Source organism: Escherichia sp. HH41S, from assembly GCF_009820115.1.
Classification (GTDB): Bacteria; Pseudomonadota; Gammaproteobacteria; order Enterobacterales; family Enterobacteriaceae; genus Escherichia; species Escherichia coli_F.
This window is the reverse complement of sequence record NZ_VNXE01000061.1, coordinates 77568-101760: the sequence shown is the minus strand read 5'-3', so window position 1 is coordinate 101760 and position 24193 is coordinate 77568. Positions and strand designations below refer to the sequence as shown.

Annotated in this window: 22 protein-coding genes; 15 read left to right on the top strand and 7 right to left on the bottom strand. The window is 49.3% G+C overall.

From position 1 onward, the window contains the following. Nucleotides 1-121 precede the first annotated feature (121 nt). Entirely contained in the window at nucleotides 122-565 is a 444-nt protein-coding gene (gene holC / locus FQZ95_RS10320; protein WP_000786399.1) for a DNA polymerase III subunit chi, read from the top strand. Then, on the top strand, nucleotides 565-3420 hold the full coding sequence (valS, locus tag FQZ95_RS10315) for a valine--tRNA ligase (RefSeq protein WP_046083062.1): 2856 nt from the start codon (nucleotides 565-567) through the stop codon (nucleotides 3418-3420). Before holC ends, valS begins: the two co-directional genes overlap by 1 nt. Before the next feature lie 46 nt (nucleotides 3421-3466). On the opposite strand, the gene FQZ95_RS10310 is transcribed toward valS, so the two are convergent. Next, nucleotides 3467-4654, bottom strand: a complete 1188-nt coding sequence (locus tag FQZ95_RS10310; protein ID WP_160530156.1) for a YjgN family protein — start codon at nucleotides 4652-4654, stop codon at nucleotides 3467-3469. 193 nt (nucleotides 4655-4847) lie between these two features. Here FQZ95_RS10310 and FQZ95_RS10305 point away from each other — a divergent pair, with 193 nt between their 5' ends. Continuing rightward, nucleotides 4848-5351 carry a GNAT family N-acetyltransferase gene (locus tag FQZ95_RS10305; protein ID WP_088541504.1) on the top strand — a complete coding sequence of 168 codons (504 nt, stop codon included), beginning with the start codon at nucleotides 4848-4850 and terminating at the stop codon, nucleotides 5349-5351. 144 nt (nucleotides 5352-5495) lie between these two features. Here FQZ95_RS10305 and rraB read toward each other — a convergent pair whose 3' ends face one another. Continuing rightward, on the bottom strand, nucleotides 5496-5912 hold the full coding sequence (gene rraB, locus FQZ95_RS10300) for a ribonuclease E inhibitor RraB (RefSeq protein ID WP_000002959.1): 417 nt from the start codon (nucleotides 5910-5912) through the stop codon (nucleotides 5496-5498). A gap of 161 nt (nucleotides 5913-6073) precedes the next feature. Between rraB and argF the strand changes: the two genes are divergently transcribed. Then, nucleotides 6074-7078, top strand: coding sequence for an ornithine carbamoyltransferase (gene argF / locus FQZ95_RS10295; protein WP_000012907.1), 1005 nt, complete (start codon nucleotides 6074-6076; stop codon nucleotides 7076-7078). A 57-nt stretch (nucleotides 7079-7135) separates the two neighbouring features. Here the strand turns inward: argF and FQZ95_RS10290 are convergent, their stop codons facing one another. From FQZ95_RS10290 to FQZ95_RS10280, 3 genes are all read right to left on the bottom strand, one after another. Next, nucleotides 7136-8881, bottom strand: coding sequence for a hypothetical protein (locus tag FQZ95_RS10290; protein ID WP_160530155.1), 1746 nt, complete (start codon nucleotides 8879-8881; stop codon nucleotides 7136-7138). Between the two features lie 122 nt (nucleotides 8882-9003). Then, a complete protein-coding gene (gene tabA, locus FQZ95_RS10285; protein WP_001348242.1) occupies nucleotides 9004-9456 on the bottom strand; it encodes a toxin-antitoxin biofilm protein TabA in 453 nt (150 codons plus the stop codon). A 144-nt stretch (nucleotides 9457-9600) separates the two neighbouring features. After that, the gene (locus FQZ95_RS10280; RefSeq protein ID WP_088541506.1) at nucleotides 9601-10194 is read right to left on the bottom strand and encodes a TetR/AcrR family transcriptional regulator; all 594 of its coding nucleotides are present in this window, start codon (nucleotides 10192-10194) and stop codon (nucleotides 9601-9603) included. A gap of 70 nt (nucleotides 10195-10264) precedes the next feature. Between FQZ95_RS10280 and bdcA the strand changes: the two genes are divergently transcribed. From bdcA to FQZ95_RS10245, 7 genes are all read left to right on the top strand, one after another. Next, nucleotides 10265-10978: an SDR family oxidoreductase gene (gene bdcA / locus FQZ95_RS10275; RefSeq protein WP_160530154.1), complete on the top strand. Its 714-nt coding sequence runs from the start codon at nucleotides 10265-10267 to the stop codon at nucleotides 10976-10978. A 130-nt stretch (nucleotides 10979-11108) separates the two neighbouring features. Continuing rightward, a complete protein-coding gene (locus FQZ95_RS10270; RefSeq protein WP_072651984.1) occupies nucleotides 11109-11504 on the top strand; it encodes a RidA family protein in 396 nt (131 codons plus the stop codon). A 280-nt stretch (nucleotides 11505-11784) separates the two neighbouring features. Continuing rightward, nucleotides 11785-11919, top strand: coding sequence for a pyr operon leader peptide (gene pyrL / locus FQZ95_RS10265; protein ID WP_001296693.1), 135 nt, complete (start codon nucleotides 11785-11787; stop codon nucleotides 11917-11919). Nucleotides 11920-11922: 3 nt separating this feature from the next. Further along, nucleotides 11923-12858, top strand: coding sequence for an aspartate carbamoyltransferase (pyrB, locus tag FQZ95_RS10260; protein WP_000013046.1), 936 nt, complete (start codon nucleotides 11923-11925; stop codon nucleotides 12856-12858). 12 nt (nucleotides 12859-12870) lie between these two features. Then, complete coding sequence (gene pyrI, locus FQZ95_RS10255) at nucleotides 12871-13332, top strand: aspartate carbamoyltransferase regulatory subunit (RefSeq protein ID WP_000148577.1); 462 nt, start codon at nucleotides 12871-12873, stop codon at nucleotides 13330-13332. A 72-nt stretch (nucleotides 13333-13404) separates the two neighbouring features. Further along, on the top strand, nucleotides 13405-13791 hold the full coding sequence (gene ridA, locus FQZ95_RS10250; RefSeq protein ID WP_160530153.1) for a 2-iminobutanoate/2-iminopropanoate deaminase: 387 nt from the start codon (nucleotides 13405-13407) through the stop codon (nucleotides 13789-13791). 66 nt (nucleotides 13792-13857) lie between these two features. Next, complete coding sequence (locus FQZ95_RS10245; RefSeq protein WP_001130089.1) at nucleotides 13858-14313, top strand: transposase; 456 nt, start codon at nucleotides 13858-13860, stop codon at nucleotides 14311-14313. Nucleotides 14314-14357: 44 nt separating this feature from the next. Here the strand turns inward: FQZ95_RS10245 and mgtA are convergent, their stop codons facing one another. Further along, complete coding sequence (gene mgtA / locus FQZ95_RS10240) at nucleotides 14358-17054, bottom strand: magnesium-translocating P-type ATPase (RefSeq protein WP_000471876.1); 2697 nt, start codon at nucleotides 17052-17054, stop codon at nucleotides 14358-14360. Between the two features lie 140 nt (nucleotides 17055-17194). Next, nucleotides 17195-17248 carry a mgtA regulatory leader peptide MgtL gene (mgtL, locus tag FQZ95_RS10235; RefSeq protein WP_001387276.1) on the bottom strand — a complete coding sequence of 18 codons (54 nt, stop codon included), beginning with the start codon at nucleotides 17246-17248 and terminating at the stop codon, nucleotides 17195-17197. A 125-nt stretch (nucleotides 17249-17373) separates the two neighbouring features. On the opposite strand from mgtL, the gene treR reads away from it, so the two are divergent. The 4 genes from treR to nrdD all read left to right on the top strand — a co-directional run bounded on the left by treR (nucleotide 17374) and on the right by nrdD (nucleotide 24155). Beyond that, complete coding sequence (gene treR, locus FQZ95_RS10230) at nucleotides 17374-18378, top strand: trehalose operon repressor TreR (protein ID WP_272917202.1); 1005 nt, start codon at nucleotides 17374-17376, stop codon at nucleotides 18376-18378. A gap of 118 nt (nucleotides 18379-18496) precedes the next feature. Then, nucleotides 18497-19918: a PTS trehalose transporter subunit IIBC gene (gene treB / locus FQZ95_RS10225; RefSeq protein WP_160530151.1), complete on the top strand. Its 1422-nt coding sequence runs from the start codon at nucleotides 18497-18499 to the stop codon at nucleotides 19916-19918. Nucleotides 19919-19967: 49 nt separating this feature from the next. Continuing rightward, nucleotides 19968-21623 carry an alpha,alpha-phosphotrehalase gene (gene treC, locus FQZ95_RS10220; RefSeq protein WP_160530150.1) on the top strand — a complete coding sequence of 552 codons (1656 nt, stop codon included), beginning with the start codon at nucleotides 19968-19970 and terminating at the stop codon, nucleotides 21621-21623. 393 nt (nucleotides 21624-22016) lie between these two features. After that, nucleotides 22017-24155, top strand: coding sequence for an anaerobic ribonucleoside-triphosphate reductase (gene nrdD, locus FQZ95_RS10215; RefSeq protein WP_000187805.1), 2139 nt, complete (start codon nucleotides 22017-22019; stop codon nucleotides 24153-24155). The last annotated feature ends 38 nt before the right edge of the window (nucleotides 24156-24193 follow it).

Below are 24193 nucleotides of genomic sequence, written 5' to 3'. Positions count from 1 at the left end.
GCCTTATCCGACCGACACAGAATACCGGACCCGTAGGCCTGATAAGACGCGACAGCGTCGCATCAGGCAACGCTGTGTATTACCAAATGCATATTTAAATCCACCACAAGAAGCCCCATTTATGAAAAACGCAACGTTCTACCTTCTGGACAATGACACCACCGTCGATGGCTTAAGCGCCGTTGAGCAGCTGGTGTGCGAAATTGCCGCAGAACGTTGGCGCAGCGGTAAGCGCGTACTCATCGCCTGTGAAGATGAAAAGCAGGCTTACCGGCTGGATGAAGCCCTGTGGGCGCGTCCGGCAGAAAGCTTTGTTCCGCATAATTTAGCGGGAGAAGGACCGCGCGGCGGTGCACCGGTGGAGATCGCCTGGCCACAAAAGCGTAGCAGCAGCCCGCGCGATATATTGATTAGTCTGCGAACAAGCTTTGCAGATTTTGCCACCGCTTTCACAGAAGTGGTAGACTTCGTTCCTTATGAAGATTCTCTGAAACAACTGGCGCGCGAACGCTATAAAGCCTACCGCGTGGCTGGTTTCAACCTGAATACGGCAACCTGGAAATAATGGAAAAGACATACAACCCACAAGATATCGAACAGCCGCTTTACGAGCACTGGGAAAAGCAGGGCTACTTTAAGCCTAATGGCGATGAAAGCCAGGAAAGTTTCTGCATCATGATCCCGCCGCCGAACGTCACCGGCAGTTTGCATATGGGTCACGCCTTCCAGCAAACCATCATGGATACCATGATCCGCTATCAGCGTATGCAGGGTAAAAATACCCTGTGGCAGGTCGGTACTGACCACGCCGGGATCGCTACCCAGATGGTAGTTGAGCGCAAGATTGCCGCAGAAGAAGGTAAAACCCGTCACGACTACGGCCGCGAAGCTTTCATCGACAAAATCTGGGAATGGAAAGCGGAATCCGGCGGCACCATTACCCGTCAGATGCGTCGTCTCGGCAACTCCGTCGACTGGGAGCGTGAACGCTTCACCATGGACGAAGGCCTGTCCAATGCGGTGAAAGAAGTTTTCGTTCGTCTATATAAAGAAGACCTGATTTACCGTGGTAAACGCCTGGTAAACTGGGACCCGAAACTGCGTACCGCTATCTCTGACCTGGAAGTGGAAAACCGCGAATCGAAAGGTTCGATGTGGCACATCCGCTATCCGCTGGCTGACGGCGCGAAAACCGCAGACGGTAAAGATTATCTGGTGGTTGCGACCACTCGCCCGGAAACCCTGCTGGGCGATACCGGCGTGGCCGTTAACCCGGAAGATCCGCGTTACAAAGATCTGATTGGCAAATATGTCATTCTGCCGCTGGTTAACCGTCGTATTCCGATCGTTGGCGACGAACACGCCGACATGGAAAAAGGCACCGGCTGCGTGAAAATCACTCCGGCGCACGACTTTAACGACTATGAAGTCGGTAAACGTCACGCGCTGCCGATGATCAACATCCTGACCTTTGACGGTGATATCCGTGAAAGCGCCCAGGTGTTCGATACCAAAGGTAACGAATCTGACGTTTATTCCAGCGAAATCCCGGCAGAGTTCCAGAAACTCGAGCGTTTTGCTGCACGTAAAGCAGTCGTTGCTGCGGTTGATGCACTCGGCCTGCTGGAAGAAATTAAACCGCACGACCTGACCGTTCCTTACGGCGACCGTGGCGGCGTGGTTATCGAACCGATGCTGACCGACCAGTGGTACGTGCGTGCCGATGTACTGGCGAAACCGGCAGTTGAAGCGGTTGAGAACGGCGACATTCAGTTCGTACCGAAGCAGTACGAAAACATGTACTTCTCCTGGATGCGCGATATTCAGGACTGGTGTATCTCTCGTCAGCTGTGGTGGGGTCACCGCATCCCGGCATGGTATGACGACGCGGGTAACGTTTATGTTGGCCGCAACGAAGACGAAGTGCGTAAAGAAAATAACCTCGGTGCTGATGTTGCCCTGCGTCAGGACGAAGATGTTCTCGACACCTGGTTCTCCTCCGCACTGTGGACCTTCTCTACCCTTGGCTGGCCGGAAAACACCGACGCACTGCGCCAGTTCCACCCAACCAGCGTGATGGTATCCGGCTTCGACATCATCTTCTTCTGGATTGCCCGCATGATCATGATGACCATGCACTTCATCAAAGATGAAAATGGCAAACCGCAGGTGCCGTTCCACACCGTTTACATGACCGGCCTGATTCGTGATGACGAAGGCCAGAAGATGTCCAAATCCAAGGGTAACGTGATTGACCCGCTGGATATGGTTGACGGTATTTCGCTGCCGGAACTGCTGGAAAAACGTACCGGTAATATGATGCAGCCGCAGCTGGCGGACAAAATCCGTAAGCGCACCGAGAAGCAGTTCCCGAACGGCATTGAGCCACACGGTACTGACGCGCTGCGCTTCACCCTGGCGGCGCTGGCTTCTACCGGTCGTGACATCAACTGGGATATGAAGCGTCTGGAAGGCTACCGTAACTTCTGTAACAAGCTGTGGAACGCCAGCCGCTTTGTGCTGATGAACACAGAAGGTCAGGATTGCGGCTTCAACGGCGGCGAAATGACGCTGTCGCTGGCGGACCGCTGGATTCTGGCGGAGTTCAATCAGACCATTAAAGCGTACCGCGAAGCGCTGGACAGCTTCCGCTTCGATATCGCCGCCGGCATTCTGTATGAGTTCACCTGGAACCAGTTCTGTGACTGGTATCTGGAGCTGACCAAGCCGGTAATGAACGGTGGAACAGAAGCCGAACTGCGCGGTACTCGCCATACGCTGGTGACTGTACTGGAAGGTCTGCTGCGCCTCGCGCATCCGATCATTCCGTTCATCACCGAAACCATCTGGCAGCGTGTGAAAGTACTTTGCGGCATCACCGCTGACACCATCATGCTGCAGCCGTTCCCGCAGTACGATGCGTCTCAGGTCGATGAAGCCGCACTGGCCGACACCGAGTGGCTGAAGCAGGCGATCGTTGCGGTACGTAACATCCGTGCAGAAATGAACATCGCGCCGGGTAAACCGCTGGAGCTGCTGCTGCGTGGTTGCAGCGCGGATGCAGAACGTCGCGTAAATGAAAACCGTGGCTTCCTGCAAACGCTGGCGCGTCTGGAAAGCATCACCGTGCTGCCTGCCGATGACAAAGGTCCGGTTTCTGTTACGAAGATCATCGACGGTGCAGAGCTGCTGATCCCGATGGCTGGCCTCATCAACAAAGAAGATGAGCTGGCGCGTCTGGCGAAAGAAGTGGCGAAGATTGAAGGTGAAATCAGCCGTATCGAGAACAAACTGGCGAACGAAGGCTTTGTCGCCCGCGCACCGGAAGCGGTCATCGCGAAAGAGCGTGAGAAGCTGGAAGGCTATGCGGAAGCGAAAGCGAAACTGATTGAGCAGCAGGCTGTTATCGCTGCGCTGTAATACTCATAGTGAAAACGAAGGCCGGAGCATACTCCGGCCTTTTTATTTAGATAAACGGAACATACGGCATAATACCGCGAGATATCCACATTAACGGACCGCTATCCTGCGGTTTGTCGTCATTGGTTAACTCCAGCGAATCAAGGTCACCTTGAACATGGGTATTGTTGGCAATCCAGCTAACCATCCACATTTTCAGCCAGGGATAAGCCAGACCACAACTGATTGAGGAACCCATTAATACTGCAAACATGCGCAGAAGCATACCGAACGTGGTAACGGACGAATGAAAACGAATTGATCCATTTGCCAGCGTTAGATTATTCAGAAACAGATTGCGTAACGTAACATAGAGATAACTGGCAAACACAAGAATCGCAACAAAATACAGGAAGTAGGAAGCCATAATCTGCGGATAATATTGCAATACTAGCTCACCACCGGCCTCAGACTGCCCCAACATGCTCATCATCATTAACTGCTGGAATACTGGCGCAATCATAATACCAATCACAATGATGAAAGGAGCCATAGTTAATATGGCGAGTATGCATCCTTTAATGCATTCTTTTACATTGACCTGAATAGAAAATTTATGAATACCAAAATTTGCATTGTTAGCCAGCAATGGCATCCATTTACTATAGGTTATACCATGGACAACACCCAGCCCGATGGCAGAAAGCAAACTTAACGCGACTAAGTTAAAGAATAAGCCTCCAATCGATGTCGTCACTTGCGCAATAAGATACAGTGCGAACCAAAAAACTAACGCCAACAGAACAGGCAGCCCTAGCATAACCCACCATGCACGCAGCATTGAACAGTTAAAGCCAAAGCGAATGCCATTCAGTGAGGTCATGTTCGCCTGATACTGCAGACTCTTCACTGCCATACAAGGAATACCGCAGATCAAGAAAGCAAAGAGGAGAAAAGCAAGAGCAAAGTGTTGGCCTGCAAAACAAGAAATACTGAGAAAATAAACGACCATAATAAGTAACATGCTAACAAAAATGGCCCCCCCAGTTCCCTTATAACTAAACGGTTGCCCATTGAGTGTCACATGTTGATAAATATAACGACGGCATTTCACCAATGCCCACGGCCCATATATACCCAAGGTAATAATTGTCAGTAAAAAATTCACAAGACAAATAAGAAAATACTCACCACCTTTGCCTGTAAAAACAAATGCGTGACGAGAATTATCTTTCTCGACGTTTACATCATTCATGAATCATATCCCTAAAATAAATCCCATTCATATAGATAATAATTTCCAGTCCATTAATACTGCACCGCCTAGAATACGCTTTATCTCAAGGTTATATGCTTAATATATTCTGATTTATCTTCTTCTTGCACCACTTAAGCGAGGGTGGTATTAAAGTGAGCTATAAATCATACATTTGAAATTGAGCTATGCTATGAATGTTGTCACTTCTCCCGCGCTCCGTTTGCGCAAACTTACCGCCGCGGATAATCCTGCTATCGCCCGCGTCATTCGTCAGGTATCCGCCGAATACGGTCTTACCGCTGATAAAGGCTACACCGTCGCCGATCCGAATCTTGACGAGCTGTATCAAGTGTATAGTCAGCCTGGCCATGCATATTGGGTAGTTGAGTACGAGGGTGAAGTGGTCGGCGGCGGTGGGATAGCGCCATTAACCGGGAGTGAGTCGGACATTTGCGAACTGCAAAAGATGTATTTTCTTCCGGCTATCCGCGGCAAAGGGCTGGCAAAAAAACTGGCCTTAATGGCGATGGAGCAGGCGCGAGAGATGGGTTTCAAACGCTGCTATCTGGAAACGACAGCTTTTTTAAAGGAAGCCATTGCGCTTTATGAGCACTTGGGCTTTGAGCATATCGACTATGCGCTTGGCTGCACGGGCCATGTCGATTGTGAAGTACGGATGTTGCGCGAACTCTAAAAAAATGCCCGCGTGTTCAACTCGCGGGCATTCGAACATTAACAACGTACGTTTTGTTTATGCCGGATGTGACATGAATGCCTTATCCGGGCAACAAATTCACCAGGTTGCAGGAACTACCTGGGCCTGATGCGCTACGCTTAATTAGTGGCGAACTCCGTCATCGTCTTCATCGACAAAATCTTCATCGTCGCCATCTTCGCCGTTAGGATCTTCAAAGTAAGTGCCCCAACCGTCATACTCGACGTCAAATTTCTCCGCCAGCGTCATCAGTTGTTCCACCTGAGCATCAATCAGGTCGGCATTCAGGGCGCATTCGCTGAGGATGTCGCAGCAAATCACCACATCACCATCCTCTACTTCCAGTTCTTCCGGATCGGTGACTTCATATCCGAGTTTAAACGCTTCTACCGCTGCTTTCTCCAGCGTTTCAAGGTCGTCTGCGGAAAGATGGTGCTCAATGGTGTACAGCGCATCTGGATCGCTGCCATCTTCCAGTAATTCTTCAATAATCAGACGTGTCTCTTCACGCTGCTCTTCCAGTTGTTCCGGGTTTGCCATGGCTCATTCCTCTTAATGTCCTGCCGATACTCTTATTGTCACACACCACTGACATTGCCTCCACCTTTGTGATAAAGATTTATGCTTTAGACTTGCAAATGAATAACCATACATATAAATTGAATTTTAATTCATTTAGGCGTTAGCCACAGGAGGGATCTATGTCCGGGTTTTATCATAAGCATTTCCTGAAATTACTCGATTTCACGCCAGCTGAACTTAACAGCCTGCTGCAGTTAGCCGCGAAGCTGAAAGCCGATAAGAAAAGCGGTAAAGAAGAAGCCAAACTCACTGGTAAAAACATCGCGCTCATCTTCGAAAAAGACTCGACCCGTACCCGATGCTCTTTCGAAGTTGCCGCATATGACCAGGGTGCTCGCGTTACTTATCTCGGTCCAAGCGGCAGCCAAATTGGTCATAAAGAGTCGATTAAAGACACTGCCCGCGTGCTTGGTCGCATGTATGACGGTATTCAGTATCGCGGCTATGGTCAGGAGATTGTCGAAACACTGGCGGAATACGCTGGCGTGCCGGTATGGAACGGCCTGACCAATGAGTTTCACCCCACGCAGCTGCTGGCGGATCTCCTCACCATGCAGGAGCATTTGCCCGGCAAAGCGTTCAACGAAATGACGCTGGTCTATGCAGGTGACGCACGTAACAACATGGGCAATTCGATGCTCGAAGCTGCAGCGCTTACCGGTCTGGATTTGCGTCTGGTCGCGCCACAGGCGTGCTGGCCAGAAGCTGCGCTGGTTACGGAATGCCGCGCCCTGGCACAACAAAATGGCGGGAATATTACGCTGACGGAAGATGTAGCTAAAGGAGTTGAAGGTGCTGACTTTATCTATACCGATGTATGGGTGTCGATGGGTGAAGCAAAAGAAAAATGGGCTGAACGCATTGCATTACTGCGTGATTATCAGGTGAACAGCAAGATGATGCAGTTGACCGGTAACCCGGAGGTCAAATTCCTCCACTGCCTGCCCGCGTTTCATGACGACCAAACGACGCTTGGCAAAAAAATGGCGGAAGAGTTTGGCCTACATGGCGGAATGGAAGTGACTGATGAGGTCTTCGAATCTGCCGCCAGCATTGTATTTGATCAGGCGGAAAACCGCATGCATACCATCAAAGCGGTGATGGTCGCGACGCTCAGTAAATAATTGACATCTCTATAAAGATGCCGGGAAATACAAAAAATATCCCGGCATCATATTATTTTATGCAGTGTGAGTTCTATTCTTCCACCCCCATTTTTCTATTACTGTTCGTAAATTTTCCGGAGGATTTAATTTTTCTAACTGTTTTTCATTAATATAATTATATATATTGATTTTCCCATCCCGGAGGACTTCCATCATTCTTGTTCTAATTTTTAATTCATTAACCATCTTTTCTTCAAAAATCTTAACGACATAACCCGGAAATTTATTTACAATTTCTTTTGTTTTTTCTTCATCACCATAAACATATCCTAACTCATTAAGATACAGCTGTTCGCCCTCATAACACTTAAGTAATTGATAGAAGTACCACTTAGCAAAATCAGGTTGCTTCATGAAAAAACCCTTCAAAAAAATATCATTTACTAAAATGCTGACAGGCACTTCATTAAATAGCAACTTAACATCATCAAATAACTTTAGTATTAAGCGTGATTTTTCTTGATTGCTTAAGTTAAAATCATTGACATATGCAACCAACTTATCCCAAATCAATTCCTGTAATTTACGGCTATTTTTATAGGGTTCTTTATCGAGATTGAAAAATAAGGTCTCAGCTATTTTAGATTGATTGCAATCAAAATCAATATGACTCATCACGGAGCATGCATGCGTTATCTTTTCAGAATCACCAAAATATTGCATACTTTTATTAAAACACCAATCCAGTATTCTTACATCATTAATATATGGGAATTTTGAAAAAGTCTCCAGAATCGAATCGATGACCGGTGTAAGGTTAACCTTTGCATCATCTAAGGAATCAATAAGAATATGAGACAGATTAACTTTGATTTCATTAATTTCATTGTTACCTACTTTGTCATTATCAATTCCGTGATCATTTAATGCGTAGAGCTTATCTATTTCTTCAAGTATACCATTTTCGCCCAGTAAGTATGAAATCGATTCACTACATACATGAGGCATTAATAGCAGATGTTCGTTCCTTATTGCTAATAATGCATTATTCAATGGTTTCTCTAATAAATCCGCAATCGTAGAATCAACTGAACCTTTACAACTCACCTGCAAGTTATTTAAGTCCTGAGAGTTATTAAACTCCTGAGAATCATTTAACTCCTGTGGATTATTTAACTCCTGCGAATTATTTAAATCCTGTGAATTATTTAACTCCTGCGAATTATTTAACTTCTGACGATTATTTAACTTCTGATGATTATTTAATAGACGAGCTATTTCCTTGTTAGATTCACTTTGGTAACACGCCAGAATCTTGTTAGTAATCAGGTGTAATGAACTCTCATCTTTTCTTTCAAAGGACTTTCCTTCATAACGATTAGTCGAACCATCAGGTTGTTGAAATATAATAGCCGTATGTCCTTGACGAGTCCCCATAGTAGTAATAGTGGAAAGTGTAATTTCTATTTCCACCTTAGATAAATCCGCTCGTTCCCCTTCAGGATTATTCATAACAAACTTCATTATCTCACTGCCATCATTATTTTTGATATAAGATGAGGACTCAATATGAGCCATCATATTTCTTCCCGCTTCGTTGGAGCGTTTGCTAAAATCCACATAACCCAGGGTAAATATTTTTACCAAAAACTCCAAAAATGTCTTAGGATCAAGGATATTTCTTGTATTATCCTGCCCCTCGGCATTACGGGCAAAATTATTTATTCCAACACGCCAGGTATTTAAAACTTCACTTTTTTGTTTAAAATTGTCGGCTAATGTAATGTGTTGAGAATAATTCAAATCTGATATTTTGCTCATGACGAACTCCTTGAGTTAATAAGAACGTCTAAGCATTACAAATTTTACTCACAAAAAAATATCAAAAAACGCTCTTTTCACAAACTCGCCGTAAACCTGGAGTTATTTACGGCGAAAAGTCATCACGCCATCAGCATCTTCACTACTGCTTTGCGAACCTGGGCTGGCGCGCCCACTGCGCACAGCGGTTTATGCACTTCCCCCGGATAAAACACAACAAAATCACCTTCATTAAGGATAACTGTTTTCTCATCAACGCCTTCCGGCAAAAATGCGATGTCTTTGTCTGCTAACCAGTCGGTATCCGGGGTGCCTGCAGGTTGCGTGCTGAAGGTCATGCCTTCCTGACCTTTTAACACAATCTGAATGTCGAGATAGCGGGCATGGTACTCCGCACGGCGAGCTTCGTACGGCTCGGTCATATCTTCCGAGATAAGATAAAACAGACGATTGCCTTCGATATCGTGCTTGCCCTTGGGCGTTTCTGCCGTAACGTTTGCTTTGATATGCTCAATCGCCTGGCGTAACTCCTGGGGTAGCCACGACTGAAGATTATGAATATTTCCGATGATCATCTTTTCCACTCCTTAATTAAAACAATGTTTCATTTCTATCGTTATACGAAAAGATGATCAATTCCGCTAGCCTTAACGTGTGAATTATTGTCTTATCACAACTTATCGGCAGACGGGCTCCCGCCTTTTGGGTCAAGGCCCGCATCACTCCTCGAGAAGAGTTTTTATCGCTTCCCCCGCCATTGCAGCTGTTGCACAGAGTTGTTCTATAGAGTGCCCCTCCCGTGCCTTCGCAGAAAGCCCTGACATCACGGTACTCATAAAATCAGTCACACATTGTGCGCTTTGTGGATGCCGCCTGGCGATATAGTCATAAATGGTTGTTTCTGCGGCGTGATAATATTGAACGGCAATACCACGCGCTTGTGGATCATGACTATGAATACCTTCAAGAACCATACAGCCAGCGCAGCCGCCGTTTTGGCTATATCTGCGCGCCGCTTCTTTTAATACCTCAACCAGGCACTCGCCTACGGGACGATCATCACGAAGAATATCGGCAAGCGGAATAGCTTCCGTACCGACATATTCATTGAGTACACGGCTAAATAACCCAGCCTTACTGCCAAAAGCCGCGTAGAGGCTCGGGGGGTTAATACCAAGATAATCAGTGATTTCAGCAACACTGACAGCATCGAAACTTTTTTGGTGAAAAAGCACTTTTGCCGCAGAGACTGCCTGCTCAGGAGCGAAACGTCTGGGACGACCAGGAACACGAGATTGTTTTTTAGTGACCATTACAAAACTTGTTGACAGAAAGTTAAAACAGTTTTGTAATGCATGTTACATAATAAATCAAGGAGTCCTTATGGGCGCTTTTACAGGTAAGACAGTTCTCATCCTCGGTGGCAGTCGTGGAATCGGTGCTGCTATCGTACGTCGTTTCGTCACCGATGGTGCCAATGTACGATTCACCTATGCGGGGTCGAAAGATGCCGCTGAACGCCTGGCACAAGAGACGGGAGCGACAGCAGTATTCACAGATAGTGCTGACAGAGACGCTGTCATTGATGTCGTTCGTAAGAGCGGCGCATTGGATATCCTGGTGGTAAATGCAGGTATTGGCGTCTTTGGCGATTCCCTGGAATTAAATGCCGACGATATTGATCGCCTTTTCAAAATCAATATTCATGCTCCTTACCATGCCTCTGTTGAAGCCGCCCGGCAGATGCCCGAAGGCGGGCGCATCTTAATCATCGGCTCCGTGAATGGCGATCGTATGCCTGTTGCAGGCATGGCTGCTTATGCCGCCAGTAAATCTGCCCTGCAAGGTATGGCGCGCGGGCTGGCCCGTGATTTTGGACCGCGTGGAATCACCATCAACGTCGTCCAGCCAGGGCCAATTGATACCGACGCGAATCCCGCCAACGGGCCAATGCGCGATATGTTGCATGGTTTTATGGCTATCAAAAGACATGGGCAACCGGAAGAGGTCGCTGGTATGGTCGCATGGTTAGCAGGGTCAGAAGCCAGTTTTGTTACCGGTGCGATGCATACCATTGATGGCGCGTTTGGCGCATAACCGACTACGCTCAATTAAGCCCAGCCATTATCCATGATGTCTGGGTTTTGTTTACTCACGTCGTCCCCTAAAAGCGGCTCCCGGTAAATATAAATCTTCTGTTCATGTCGTAAATCTTGAGGATAACCAAATGGTAGAAAGAAACGCTGTTTTCCCTGCTGGCCGACATTCACTGTATGCTGAACATCGTTATTCTGCGGCTATTCGTTCCGGCGATTTGCTGTTTGTTTCCGGGCAAGTAGGAAGTCTCGAGGACGGAACACCAGAACCCGATTTTCAGCAACAAGTCAGACTGGCATTTGATAATTTGCATGCGACCCTGGCAGCTGCGGGATGCACTTTTGACGATATCATTGATGTGACGAGCTTTCATACCGATCCTGAAAAACAATTTGAAGACATCATGACAGTCAAAAATGAAATATTTAGCGCCCCACCTTATCCAAACTGGACGGCGGTGGGCGTTACCTGGCTGGCAGGCTTTGATTTTGAAATTAAAGTGATAGCGCGCATCCCTGAGCTGTAAGCAATAGTTTTAGCCGTTCGTTTTCACACTCCGCCCTATAAGTCGGATGAATGGAATAAAATGCATATCGGATTGGGTGAAATTGAAAAAGAAAAAAGCAGGAAATGTCTGCAATTATTGATACCGAACGACAGTTCTCCTCCAGAATCACATCAAATAAAAATGCATATATTTTGACTTATAATTCAAATAAACCGTTTGCGCAGACAAAATATTGCATCAAATGCTTGCGCCGCTTCTGACGATGAGTATAATGCCGGACAATTTGCCGGGAGGATGTATGGTTCAGTGTGTTCGACATTTTGTCTTACCGCGTCTGAAAAAAGACGCTGGCCTGCCGTTTTTCTTCCCGTTGATCACCCATTCCCAGCCCCTCAATCGAGGGGCTTTTTTTTGCCCAGGCGTCAGGAGATAAAAGATGGCTAATCCGCTATATCAGAAACATATCATTTCCATAAACGACCTTAGTCGCGATGACCTTAATCTGGTGCTGGCGACAGCGGCGAAACTGAAAGCAAACCCGCAACCAGAGCTGTTGAAGCACAAAGTCATTGCCAGCTGTTTCTTCGAAGCCTCTACCCGTACCCGCCTCTCTTTCGAAACTTCCATGCACCGCCTGGGTGCCAGCGTGGTGGGCTTCTCCGACAGCGCCAATACATCACTGGGTAAAAAGGGCGAAACGCTGGCCGATACCATTTCGGTTATCAGCACTTACGTCGATGCGATAGTGATGCGTCATCCGCAGGAAGGTGCAGCGCGTCTGGCCACCGAGTTTTCCGGCAATGTACCGGTACTGAATGCCGGTGATGGCTCCAACCAACATCCGACACAAACCTTGCTGGACTTATTCACCATTCAGGAAACCCAGGGGCGTCTGGACAATCTCCACGTCGCAATGGTTGGTGACCTGAAATATGGCCGCACCGTTCACTCCCTGACTCAGGCGTTAGCGAAGTTCGACGGCAACCGTTTTTACTTCATCGCGCCGGACGCGTTGGCAATGCCGCAATACATCCTTGATATGCTCGATGAAAAAGGGATCGCCTGGAGTCTGCACAGCTCTATTGAAGAAGTGATGGCGGAAGTAGACATCCTGTACATGACCCGCGTGCAAAAAGAGCGTCTGGACCCGTCCGAGTACGCCAACGTGAAAGCGCAGTTTGTTCTTCGCGCCAGCGATCTCCACAACGCCAAAGCCAATATGAAAGTGCTGCATCCGCTGCCGCGTGTTGATGAGATTGCCACCGATGTTGATAAAACGCCGCACGCCTGGTACTTCCAGCAAGCAGGCAACGGGATTTTCGCTCGCCAGGCGTTACTGGCACTGGTTCTGAATCGCGATCTGGTACTGTAAGGGGAAATAGAGATGACACACGATAATAAATTGCAGGTTGAAGCTATTAAACGCGGCACGGTAATTGACCATATCCCCGCCCAGATCGGTTTTAAGCTATTGAGTCTGTTCAAGCTTACCGAGACAGATCAGCGTATTACCATCGGCCTGAATCTGCCTTCTGGTGAGATGGGGCGTAAAGATCTGATCAAAATCGAAAATACCTTTTTGAGTGAAGATCAGGTAGACCAACTGGCATTGTATGCGCCGCAAGCCACGGTTAACCGTATCGACAACTATGAAGTGGTGGGCAAATCGCGCCCCAGCCTGCCGGAGCACATCGACAATGTGCTGGTCTGCCCGAACAGCAACTGTATCAGCCATGCCGAACCGGTTTCTTCCAGCTTTGCAGTACGAAAACGCGCCAATGACATCGCGCTCAAATGCAAATACTGTGAAAAAGAGTTTTCCCATAATGTGGTGCTGGCTAATTAATTGCGGTTGGTAATAAAAGTCTGGCTCCCTATAATGAGCCAGACTTTTTACCGCTGTAATAAAGGAGAAATCATGAGCAAAACTATCGCGACGGAAAATGCACCGGCAGCTATCGGTCCTTACGTACAGGGCGTTGATCTGGGCAATATGATCATCACCTCCGGTCAGATCCCGGTAAATCCGAAAACGGGTGAAGTACCGGCAGACGTCGCTACACAGGCACGTCAGTCGCTGGATAACGTAAAAGCTATCGTCGAAGCCGCTGGCCTGAAAGTGGGCGATATCGTCAAAACCACCGTGTTTGTGAAAGATCTGAACGACTTCGCAACCGTTAATGCTACCTACGAAGCCTTCTTCACCGAACACAACGCCACCTTCCCGGCGCGTTCTTGCGTTGAAGTTGCCCGTCTGCCGAAAGACGTGAAGATTGAGATCGAAGCGATCGCTGTTCGTCGCTAATCTCTTTCAAAAAGATAATCCAGGTTTCGCGCCTGGATTATCTGATTCAACCACGGAGGGTTGAAGATGGCTAAATCCCGTTTCACAGATAAGCAAATTGCTGAAATTTTACAGCGGTCAAAAGAGGGGGCATCTAATAAGGAGCTTTGTGAACACTATCAATTTAGCGTTAACACGCTGCGGCGCTGGCAAGAACAGCACGCTGACGGCATCAGAAGCGAATTAAAAAAAATAGAATCTAAAGCACAGATCGTCTTTCTGCTTTTCATTGCTATCGTCATTATACTCACGCTTATATTTGGTAAACCTACAGGTGGATGGGCAATACCACCTTTATTACTCTATTGTGTTTATTATATCCGCCTGTATCGCAACATCTCCGCCAGACATATAAAAAAAGAAGACATTTTTCTCTCTCGTTCTGTTAATAACAGCTATAGCGCCCTTTATAATTTGAGCTGGACGTTTATTTGTTTTTTTATTTTTGCAGTAATCTATTTTTTTATTCAGGTGTTTTCGTAACAGACTGACCTGAAAGAGTATTTCAGGCCAGCTTCATCACTTGCTTACTGCCAGCCGTAACGACGGCTATAGAACCCTTTCACCAACTGGGTTAACGTCATATACCCTGCCAGAATCGCAACCAGCCACGGGAAATAGCTTAACGGCAGCGCCTGCAGTTGCAGATAACTGGCCAACGGCGAAAACGGCAATGCGATCCCGACTATCATCACAATCACGGTCATGATCATTAACGGCCACGATGCACAGCTCTGAATAAACGGTACACGACGGGTACGGATCATATGCACAATAAGCGTTTGCGATAGTAATCCCACCACAAACCAGCCCGACTGGAACAGCGTTTGCGTTTCCGGCGTGTTGGCATGGAATACCCACCACATCAGGCAAAACGTCAGAATATCGAAGATCGAACTGATCGGTCCGAAGAAGATCATAAAGCGCCCCAGATCCGCCGGATTCCAACGCTGCGGCTTTTGAATTTGCTCGTCGTCGACGTTATCAAATGGGATCGCCACCTGTGACACATCGTACAGCAGATTTTGAATAAGCAAGTGTAGCGGCAACATCGGCAGGAAGGGCAAGAAAGCACTCGCCACCAGCACGCTGAACACATTACCGAAGTTAGAGCTCGCCGTCATTTTGATGTATTTCAGCATGTTGGCGAAAGTGCGACGTCCCTCAATAACCCCCTCTTCCAGCACCATCAGGCTTTTTTCCAGCAGGATGATATCAGCCGCTTCACGGGCAATATCTACCGCGCCGTCCACAGAAATGCCGATATCCGCAGCGCGTAAGGCGGGCGCATCATTAATACCATCGCCCATAAAGCCAACCACATGCCCTTCGCGCTTTAGCAAGGTCACGATGCGTTCTTTATGCATCGGCGTCAGGCGAGCAAACAGCGTGGTGCGCTGTGCAAGATTTGCCAGTTCGTCGTCAGATAGCGTTTCAATATCACTACCAATGACCACCTCTCCCGCGTCCAGTCCCACTTCATGGCACACTTTCGCCGCCACTAACTCGCTGTCGCCAGTAAGGATTTTCACGGTAATGCCACTCGCTTTTAATGCCTTCAGTGCCGGAGCTGTTGTCTCTTTCGGCGGATCAAGGAAAGCAATATATCCTTCGAGGATCAGGTCGGATTCATCCGCCCGCTGGTAATCCCCTTCACGTGCTGGCAGGTATTTCGTCGCCACCGCAACCACGCGCAGCCCCTGACGATTCAGCGTATCAGTAACGCGCTTAATCTTACGCAGTATGATGTCATCAAGCGGCACAATCTCACCATTGTGACGCACCTGCGAACACACATTGAGGATTTCCTGCAATGCGCCTTTGCAAACCAGTTGATGATGTTCGGTATTCTCTGCCACTACCACCGACATCCGGCGACGCTCGAAATCAAACGGAATCTCATCAATTTTTTGCCAACGACTGGCCAGCGAGCGCGCTGACTCTTCATCCGTACCTTCGAGCACCGCTGTATCAAGCAGGTTTTTAAGTCCGGTCTGATAATGACTGTTCAACCACGCGCTATGCAGCACGCGTTCGCTGGTTTTACCGGAGATATCGGTATGATTCTCCAGCACAATTTTATCCTGCGTCAGGGTGCCGGTTTTATCAGTGCACAGAATATCCATAGCGCCAAAGTTCTGAATGGCATCCAGATGTTTGACGATCACTTTCTGTTTCGACAGCTTTACGGCACCACGCGCCAGCGTCGAAGTGACAATCATCGGCAACATTTCTGGCGTTAAGCCTACCGCAACCGAAAGTGCGAACAGTGCCGCTTCCCACCAGTCACCTTTGGTGTAACCGTTGATCAGCAACACCACCGGAGCCATCACCAGCATAAAGCGAATCAGCAGCATACTGACGCGGCTAATCCCTTGCTGAAAGGCATTCGGCTCGCTTTCCTGCTCACTAACACGCCCCGCCAGTTGACCAAACCAGGTGTTGGCTCCTGTAGCAATCACCATTGCTTGTGCCGTGCCGCTCACTACGGTGGTGCCCATAAAACACAGGGTGTCGCACTCCAGCGGATTGCTGTGCTCCGGCTGGCGAGTGGTAGCAGCTTTTTCCACGGGCAGAGACTCACCGGTTAACGACGCCTGAGCGACAAACAGATCCCGCGCCTGCAAGATACGTAAATCTGCCGGGATCATATCCCCCGCCGCCAGTTTTATAATATCGCCGGGCACCAGCTGGTCGATCGGGATCTCCAGCCAGCCATTTTCGCCTTTGTCGTTAATTACGCGCAGCACCGTCGCGGTATTGCTGACCATCGCTTTCAGGGCATCTGCCGCTTTGGTGGAACGAGCTTCCTGAATAAAGTTCAGCAACGTAGAAATAGCGACCATTAGCGCGATAACACCTGCGGCAAATAAATCTTCCGTGGCGTAAGAAATAGCACCGAGAATGGTGAGCAAAATATTAAAGGGGTTGCGATAGCAGACCCATAAATGCACCCACCACGGCGACGGTTGTTGCGCGGGTAATTTATTTTCACCATGTTGTTCGCGGGCAGATTCCACTTCCGCCTGATTTAACCCTTCCGGATGGGTATTGAACGTTTTCCATAATTCCTGTTCTGGCATCACTGCCATTTTCAGGCAATGCGCACTTAAGGACGGCGGGACCGCCGTATTCACTGTCTGCTGCGCGCCAGGCAATGGATCGCGATGAACCAGACGGGAAGGTAAATGGCGAATGAGCCGGGTAAAAATTTCTTTAAACATAAGGAGTCCCTCCGCACTGTCTAAAACAGTGCAGAAATGTCTTCAGGCGTGGCGAAGCCTTACCTGAAGGTAATAAAGCTGAGCTGGGACGTTAAAACGTCACGGCCTTACGCATCCGGTAACGCCGTGAAAAGACGGGCTTACCGGAAAAGTTTTAATCTCCGTCGAGGGAGAGGCGTGGGATCAGGTTCCATATAACCTCCGGTAAGTGAAAAAAGCGCCGCAAATAATAAGGAGAATCCAATAATATTCGTGGCATTTATGGCGATATAATACCTACTGGCAACTAAACCAACGATAAACCAGACTTTACCCATTGCTGAATGCACGGGTAAAGTTAGGCTCAAATAATGAAACGCAATTACGGGACAACAGGATGCAAAATCGGCTGACCATCAAAGACATCGCGCGCTTAAGCGGCGTGGGGAAATCTACGGTTTCCCGAGTGCTGAATAACGAAAGCGGCGTGAGTCAGCGCACGCGCGAGCGCGTGGAAGCAGTGATGAATCAGCATGGATTTTCCCCTTCCCGCTCCGCACGCGCTATGCGTGGGCAAAGCGACAAAGTCGTCGCCATCATCGTGACCCGTCTGGATTCGTTGTCAGAAAATCTCGCCGTCCAAACCATGCTGCCAGCGTTCTATGAACAAGGTTACGACCCGATCATGATGGAAAGTCAGTTTTCTCCGCAATTAGTTGCCGAACATTTGGGGGTGCTGAAACGGCGTAATATCGACGGCGTAGTGCTGTTCGGTTTTACCGGCATAACAGAAGACATGTTAGCCCACTGGCAGTCATCGCTGGTTCTGCTGGCGCGTGACGCAAAAGGCTTTGCTTCGGTCTGTTATGACGACGAAGGGGCAATCAAAATCCTGATGCAACGGCTGTATGACCAGGGGCATCGTAATATCAGTTATCTCGGCGTACCGCACAGTGACGTGACGACCGGTAAGCGACGTCACGAAGCCTACCTGGCGTACTGCAAAGCGCATAAACTGCATCCCGTTGCCGCTCTGCCAGGCCTTGCGATGAAGCAAGGCTATGAGAACGTAGCAAAAGTGATTACCCCTGAAACTACCGCGTTACTGTGCGCAACCGACACGCTGGCACTTGGCGCAAGTAAATACCTGCAAGAGCAACGCATCGACACCTTGCAACTGGCGAGCGTCGGTAATACGCCGTTAATGAAATTCCTCCATCCGGAGATCGTCACCGTTGACCCAGGTTACGCCGAAGCTGGACGCCAGGCGGCCTGCCAGTTGATCGCGCAGGTAACCGGGCGCAGCGAACCGCAACAAATCATCATCCCCGCCACCCTGTCCTGATCGTTTCCTGAACGATAAATTGTGATCTTCGCTGCGTTTCGGGAACGTTCCCGTTTTTAAATTTTTCCGCGCAATATATTCTGCAGCCAACCAAAAATGTCATCTGCCATGGGGCTTTATGATGAGCAAAATAAACCAAACGGATCTCGATCGGTTGATTGAACTGGTCGGCGGGCGCGGCAATATTGCGACGGTGAGCCACTGTATTACTCGCCTGCGCTTTGTCCTCAACCAACCGGCCAATGCCAGACCGAAAGAGATTGAGCAACTCCCCATGGTGAAAGGCTGTTTCACCAATGCCGGGCAATTTCAGGTGGTAATTGGCACCAACGTGGGTGATTACTATCAAGCGCTGATAGCGACGACCGGACAGGCGCAGGTTGATAAAGAGCAGGTGAAAAAAGCCGCCCGGCAGAATATGAAATGGCATGAGCAGTTGATCTCTCATTTCGCGGAGATCTTCTTCCCGTTGCTGCCCGCGCTGATTAGCGGCGGTTTGATCCTCGGTTTTCGCAATGTGATCGGCGATTTGCCCATGAGCAACGGTCAAACGCTGGCGCAAATGTACCCTTCCCTGCAAACGATCTACGATTTTCTGTGGTTGATCGGTGAAGCGATCTTCTTCTACCTGCCGGTCGGAATTTGCTGGTCAGCGGTGAAAAAAATGGGCGGCACGCCGATCCTCGGTATCGTGCTTGGCGTGACGCTGGTTTCCCCACAGTTGATGAACGCTTATCTGCTCGGGCAGCAGCTACCGGAAGTATGGAACTTTGGCATGTTCAGCATCGCCAAAGTGGGCTATCAGGCACAGGTTATTCCGGCACTGTTAGCCGGGCTGGCGCTGGGCGTTATAGAAACTCGCCTTAAGCGTATCGTGCCGGATTACCTCTATCTGGTGGTGGTGCCGGTCTGTTCGCTGATCCTCGCGGTGTTCCTCGCCCATGCGCTGATTGGTCCGTTTGGTCGCATGATTGGCGATGGCGTTGCCTTTGCGGTGCGTCACCTGATGACCGGCAGCTTTGCCCCCATTGGTGCGGCATTGTTTGGCTTCCTTTACGCACCGCTGGTGATCACCGGCGTACACCAGACCACGCTTGCTATAGATTTGCAGATGATTCAAAGCATGGGTGGCACGCCAGTGTGGCCGCTTATTGCGCTGTCGAATATCGCTCAGGGCTCCGCCGTGATAGGCATTATCATTTCCAGCCGCAAGAACAATGAACGCGAGATCTCCGTGCCTGCCGCTATCTCCGCCTGGCTTGGGGTCACTGAGCCTGCAATGTACGGCATCAACCTGAAATATCGCTTCCCGATGCTGTGCGCGATGATTGGTTCTGGTCTGGCAGGATTACTATGCGGTCTGAACGGCGTTATGGCGAATGGCATCGGCGTAGGCGGCCTGCCGGGAATGCTCTCTATTCAACCGAGCTACTGGCAAGTGTTTGCGCTGGCAATGGCTATCGCCATCATCATCCCGATTGTACTCACCTCATTTATCTACCAGCGGAAATACCGCCTGGGTACGCTGGACATTGTTTAATTTTCTTCGGGGCGCAATTGCGCCCCCTCGCATTTGCAGGAATAACGTAATGACGAATCTTCCCCACTGGTGGCAAAACGGCGTTATCTACCAGATTTATCCCAAGAGTTTTCAGGACACCACGGGTAGCGGCACCGGTGATTTACGTGGCGTTATCCAACGCCTGGACTATCTGCATAAACTGGGCGTCGATGCTATCTGGCTAACCCCCTTTTATGTCTCTCCCCAGGTCGATAACGGATACGACGTAGCGAACTATACGGCGATAGATCCCACTTACGGTACGCTGGACGATTTTGACGAAATGGTGACGCAGGCGAAATCACGCGGCATTCGTATCATTCTCGATATGGTGTTTAACCATACCTCTACCCAACATGCCTGGTTTCGCGAGGCGCTGAGCAAAGAAAGCCCTTACCGCCAGTTTTATATCTGGCGCGATGGTGAACCAGAAACGCCACCGAATAACTGGCGTTCAAAATTTGGCGGTAGTGCGTGGCGCTGGCATGCAGAAAGCGAACAGTACTATTTGCATCTCTTTGCACCAGAACAGGCGGATCTCAACTGGGAGAATCCGGCGGTACGCGCAGAACTGAAAAAAGTCTGTGAGTTCTGGGCCGATCGCGGGGTCGACGGGTTACGCCTGGATGTAGTGAATTTGATCTCTAAAGATCCGCGTTTTCCTAATGACCTGGATGGCGACGGGCGTCGCTTCTACACCGACGGGCCACGAGCACACGAGTTTTTGCACGAGATGAACCGCGATGTGTTTACGCCTCGCGGTTTAATGACCGTGGGTGAAATGTCCTCCACCAGCCTTGAGCATTGCCAGCGATACGCGGCACTAACAGGCAGTGAATTGTCGATGACCTTTAATTTTCATCACCTGAAGGTCGATTATCCCGGTGGTGAAAAATGGACGCTGGCTAAACCTGACTTTGTGGCGTTGAAAGCATTGTTCCGCCACTGGCAACAAGGAATGCACAACGTGGCATGGAATGCCTTGTTCTGGTGTAACCACGATCAGCCGCGCATTGTTTCTCGTTTTGGTGATGAAGGGGACTACCGCGAACCTGCGGCAAAAATGCTGGCGATGGTGCTGCATGGCATGCAGGGAACGCCATATATCTATCAGGGCGAAGAGATTGGCATGACTAATCCACATTTCACGCGCATTACTGACTATCGCGACGTGGAGAGCCTCAATATGTTTGCCGAACTGCGCAACGATGGGCGTGACGCCGAGGAGTTATTGGCAATCCTCGCCAGTAAATCCCGTGACAATAGTCGCACGCCAATGCAATGGAGCAACGGCGATAATGCCGGGTTTACAACGGGTGAACCGTGGATTGGCCTGGGCGATAACTATCAAGAAATCAACGTAGAAGCTGCGCTGGCCGATGAGTCCTCGGTGTTTTATACCTACCAAAAGTTAATCGCACTGCGTAAGCAAGAAGCCGTCCTGACATGGGGCAATTACCAGGATCTGCTGCCAGACAGCCCTGTATTGTGGTGCTATCGCCGTGAATGGAAGGGGCAAACCTTGCTGGTCATTGCCAACCTTAGCCGTGAGATCCAACCCTGGCAGCCAGGGCAAATGCGAGGAAACTGGCAGCTTGTGATGCATAACTACGAAGAAGCCTCAGCACAACCCTGTGCCATGACTTTACGGCCTTTTGAGGCCGTCTGGTGGTTACAGAAGTAAGTATCCGCTAAGCCCCGCTAATACTGGTCATTCCGGGGTTTTGCCTTTCAGTATGTTGTTTTTGTTGATTTTATAATCAACAAATTCATTAAAAAATTTACATAACGCTGTAGCGCCCGTCATCCGTACGCTCTGCTTTTTACTTTGAGCTACATCAAAAAAAGTTCAAACATCCTTGATGCAAAGCACTATATATAGACTTTAAAATGCGTCCCGACCCAATATGTTGTATTAATCGACTATAATTGCTACTACAGCTCCCCACGAAAAAGGTGCGGCGTTGTGGATAAGCGGATGGCGATTGCGGAAAGCACCGGAAAACGAAACGAAAAAACCGGAAAACGCCTTTCCCAATTTCTGTGGATAACCTGTTCTTAAAAATATGGAGCGATCATGACACCGCATGTGATGAAACGAGACGGCTGCAAAGTGCCGTTTAAATCAGAGCGCATCAAAGAAGCGATTCTGCGTGCAGCTAAAGCAGCGGAAGTCGATGATGCAGATTATTGCGCCACTGTTGCCGCGGTTGTCAGCGAGCAGATGCAGGGCCGCAGCCAGGTGGATATCAACGAGATCCAGACCGCCGTTGAAAACCAGCTGATGTCGGGTCCATACAAACAACTGGCTCGTGCTTACATCGAGTACCGTCACGATCGCGACATTGAACGTGAAAAACGCGGTCGCCTGAATCAGGAGATCCGTGGTCTGGTCGAGCAGACCAACGCCTCGTTGCTCAACGAAAACGCCAACAAAGACAGCAAGGTGATTCCAACCCAGCGCGACCTGCTGGCCGGGATTGTGGCTAAACACTATGCACGTCAGCACCTGCTGCCGCGTGACGTGGTGCAGGCGCATGAGCGTGGCGATATTCACTATCACGATCTCGATTACTCGCCGTTCTTCCCGATGTTCAACTGCATGTTGATCGACCTGAAAGGTATGCTGACCCAGGGCTTTAAGATGGGTAACGCCGAGATTGAACCACCGAAGTCGATCTCTACGGCAACCGCGGTAACTGCGCAGATTATTGCTCAGGTCGCCAGTCATATTTATGGCGGCACCACCATTAACCGTATCGATGAAGTGCTGGCACCGTTTGTCACCGCCAGCTACAACAAACACCGCAAGACCGCAGAAGAGTGGAACATCCCGGACGCCGAAGGTTACGCTAACTCTCGTACCATCAAAGAGTGCTACGATGCCTTCCAGTCGCTGGAGTACGAAGTAAACACCCTGCACACCGCCAACGGTCAAACACCGTTTGTGACCTTTGGTTTTGGTCTGGGCACCAGCTGGGAGTCTCGCCTGATTCAGGAGTCTATCCTGCGTAACCGTATCGCTGGCCTGGGTAAAAACCGCAAAACTGCGGTGTTCCCGAAACTGGTGTTTGCGATTCGCGATGGCCTGAACCATAAAAAAGGCGATCCGAACTACGATATCAAACAGCTGGCGCTGGAGTGTGCAAGCAAGCGCATGTATCCGGATATCCTGAACTACGATCAGGTAGTGAAAGTCACCGGTTCGTTTAAAACCCCGATGGGCTGCCGCAGCTTCCTCGGCGTGTGGGAAAATGAAAACGGCGAACAGATCCACGATGGTCGTAACAACCTCGGCGTGATCAGCCTGAACCTGCCGCGCATTGCTCTGGAAGCGAAAGGCGATGAAGCCACCTTCTGGAAGCTGCTGGATGAACGTCTGGTGCTGGCACGTAAGGCGCTGATGACCCGTATCGCTCGTCTCGAAGGCGTTAAAGCGCGCGTGGCCCCGATCCTCTATATGGAAGGTGCTTGTGGCGTTCGTCTGAATGCTGACGACGACGTTTCTGAAATCTTCAAAAACGGTCGTGCGTCTATTTCGCTGGGTTACATCGGCATCCACGAAACCATCAACGCGCTGTTTGGCGGCGAGCATGTGTATGACAACGAGCAGCTGCGCGCGAAAGGTATCGCCATTGTTGAACGTCTGCGTCAGGCAGTGGATCAGTGGAAAGAAGAAACGGGTTACGGTTTCAGTCTCTACAGCACACCAAGTGAAAACCTTTGCGACCGCTTCTGCCGCCTCGATACCGCGGAGTTTGGCGTGGTGCCGGGCGTGACTGATAAAGGTTACTACACCAACAGTTTCCACCTCGATGTGGAGAAGAAGGTGAACCCGTACGACAAGATCGACTTTGAAGCGCCTTACCCGCCGCTGGCGAACGGTGGCTTCATTTGCTACGGCGAATATCCAAACATTCAGCACAACCTGAAGGCGCTGGAAGATGTCTGGGATTACAGCTATCAGCATGTACCGTATTACGGCACCAATACGCCGATTGATGAGTGTTACGAGTGTGGTTTTACCGGTGAGTTTGAGTGCACCAGTAAAGGCTTCACCTGCCCGAAATGTGGTAACCATGACGCCTCCCGTGTGTCGGTGACTCGCCGCGTGTGCGGATATTTAGGTAGCCCGGATGCGCGTCCGTTTAACGCTGGTAAGCAGGAAGAAGTTAAGCGCCGCGTTAAACATTTGGGAAATGGGCAGATCGGTTAATCTTCACTCTGCTAAGCAAATGCCGGATGCGGCGTAAA

Bases quoted from the DNA above. Each gene is read 5' to 3' on its own strand.
- holC (WP_000786399.1), top strand. From the start codon at position 122: ATGAAAAACGCAACGTTCTACCTTCTGGACAATGACACCACCGTCGAT.
- valS (WP_046083062.1), top strand. From the start codon at position 565: ATGGAAAAGACATACAACCCACAAGATATCGAACAGCCGCTTTACGAG.
- FQZ95_RS10310 (WP_160530156.1), bottom strand. From the start codon at position 4,654: ATGAATGATGTAAACGTCGAGAAAGATAATTCTCGTCACGCATTTGTT.
- FQZ95_RS10305 (WP_088541504.1), top strand. From the start codon at position 4,848: ATGAATGTTGTCACTTCTCCCGCGCTCCGTTTGCGCAAACTTACCGCC.
- rraB (WP_000002959.1), bottom strand. From the start codon at position 5,912: ATGGCAAACCCGGAACAACTGGAAGAGCAGCGTGAAGAGACACGTCTG.
- argF (WP_000012907.1), top strand. From the start codon at position 6,074: ATGTCCGGGTTTTATCATAAGCATTTCCTGAAATTACTCGATTTCACG.
- FQZ95_RS10290 (WP_160530155.1), bottom strand. From the start codon at position 8,881: ATGAGCAAAATATCAGATTTGAATTATTCTCAACACATTACATTAGCC.
- tabA (WP_001348242.1), bottom strand. From the start codon at position 9,456: ATGATCATCGGAAATATTCATAATCTTCAGTCGTGGCTACCCCAGGAG.
- FQZ95_RS10280 (WP_088541506.1), bottom strand. From the start codon at position 10,194: ATGGTCACTAAAAAACAATCTCGTGTTCCTGGTCGTCCCAGACGTTTC.
- bdcA (WP_160530154.1), top strand. From the start codon at position 10,265: ATGGGCGCTTTTACAGGTAAGACAGTTCTCATCCTCGGTGGCAGTCGT.
- FQZ95_RS10270 (WP_072651984.1), top strand. From the start codon at position 11,109: ATGGTAGAAAGAAACGCTGTTTTCCCTGCTGGCCGACATTCACTGTAT.
- pyrL (WP_001296693.1), top strand. From the start codon at position 11,785: ATGGTTCAGTGTGTTCGACATTTTGTCTTACCGCGTCTGAAAAAAGAC.
- pyrB (WP_000013046.1), top strand. From the start codon at position 11,923: ATGGCTAATCCGCTATATCAGAAACATATCATTTCCATAAACGACCTT.
- pyrI (WP_000148577.1), top strand. From the start codon at position 12,871: ATGACACACGATAATAAATTGCAGGTTGAAGCTATTAAACGCGGCACG.
- ridA (WP_160530153.1), top strand. From the start codon at position 13,405: ATGAGCAAAACTATCGCGACGGAAAATGCACCGGCAGCTATCGGTCCT.
- FQZ95_RS10245 (WP_001130089.1), top strand. From the start codon at position 13,858: ATGGCTAAATCCCGTTTCACAGATAAGCAAATTGCTGAAATTTTACAG.
- mgtA (WP_000471876.1), bottom strand. From the start codon at position 17,054: ATGTTTAAAGAAATTTTTACCCGGCTCATTCGCCATTTACCTTCCCGT.
- treB (WP_160530151.1), top strand. From the start codon at position 18,497: ATGATGAGCAAAATAAACCAAACGGATCTCGATCGGTTGATTGAACTG.
- treC (WP_160530150.1), top strand. From the start codon at position 19,968: ATGACGAATCTTCCCCACTGGTGGCAAAACGGCGTTATCTACCAGATT.
- nrdD (WP_000187805.1), top strand. From the start codon at position 22,017: ATGACACCGCATGTGATGAAACGAGACGGCTGCAAAGTGCCGTTTAAA.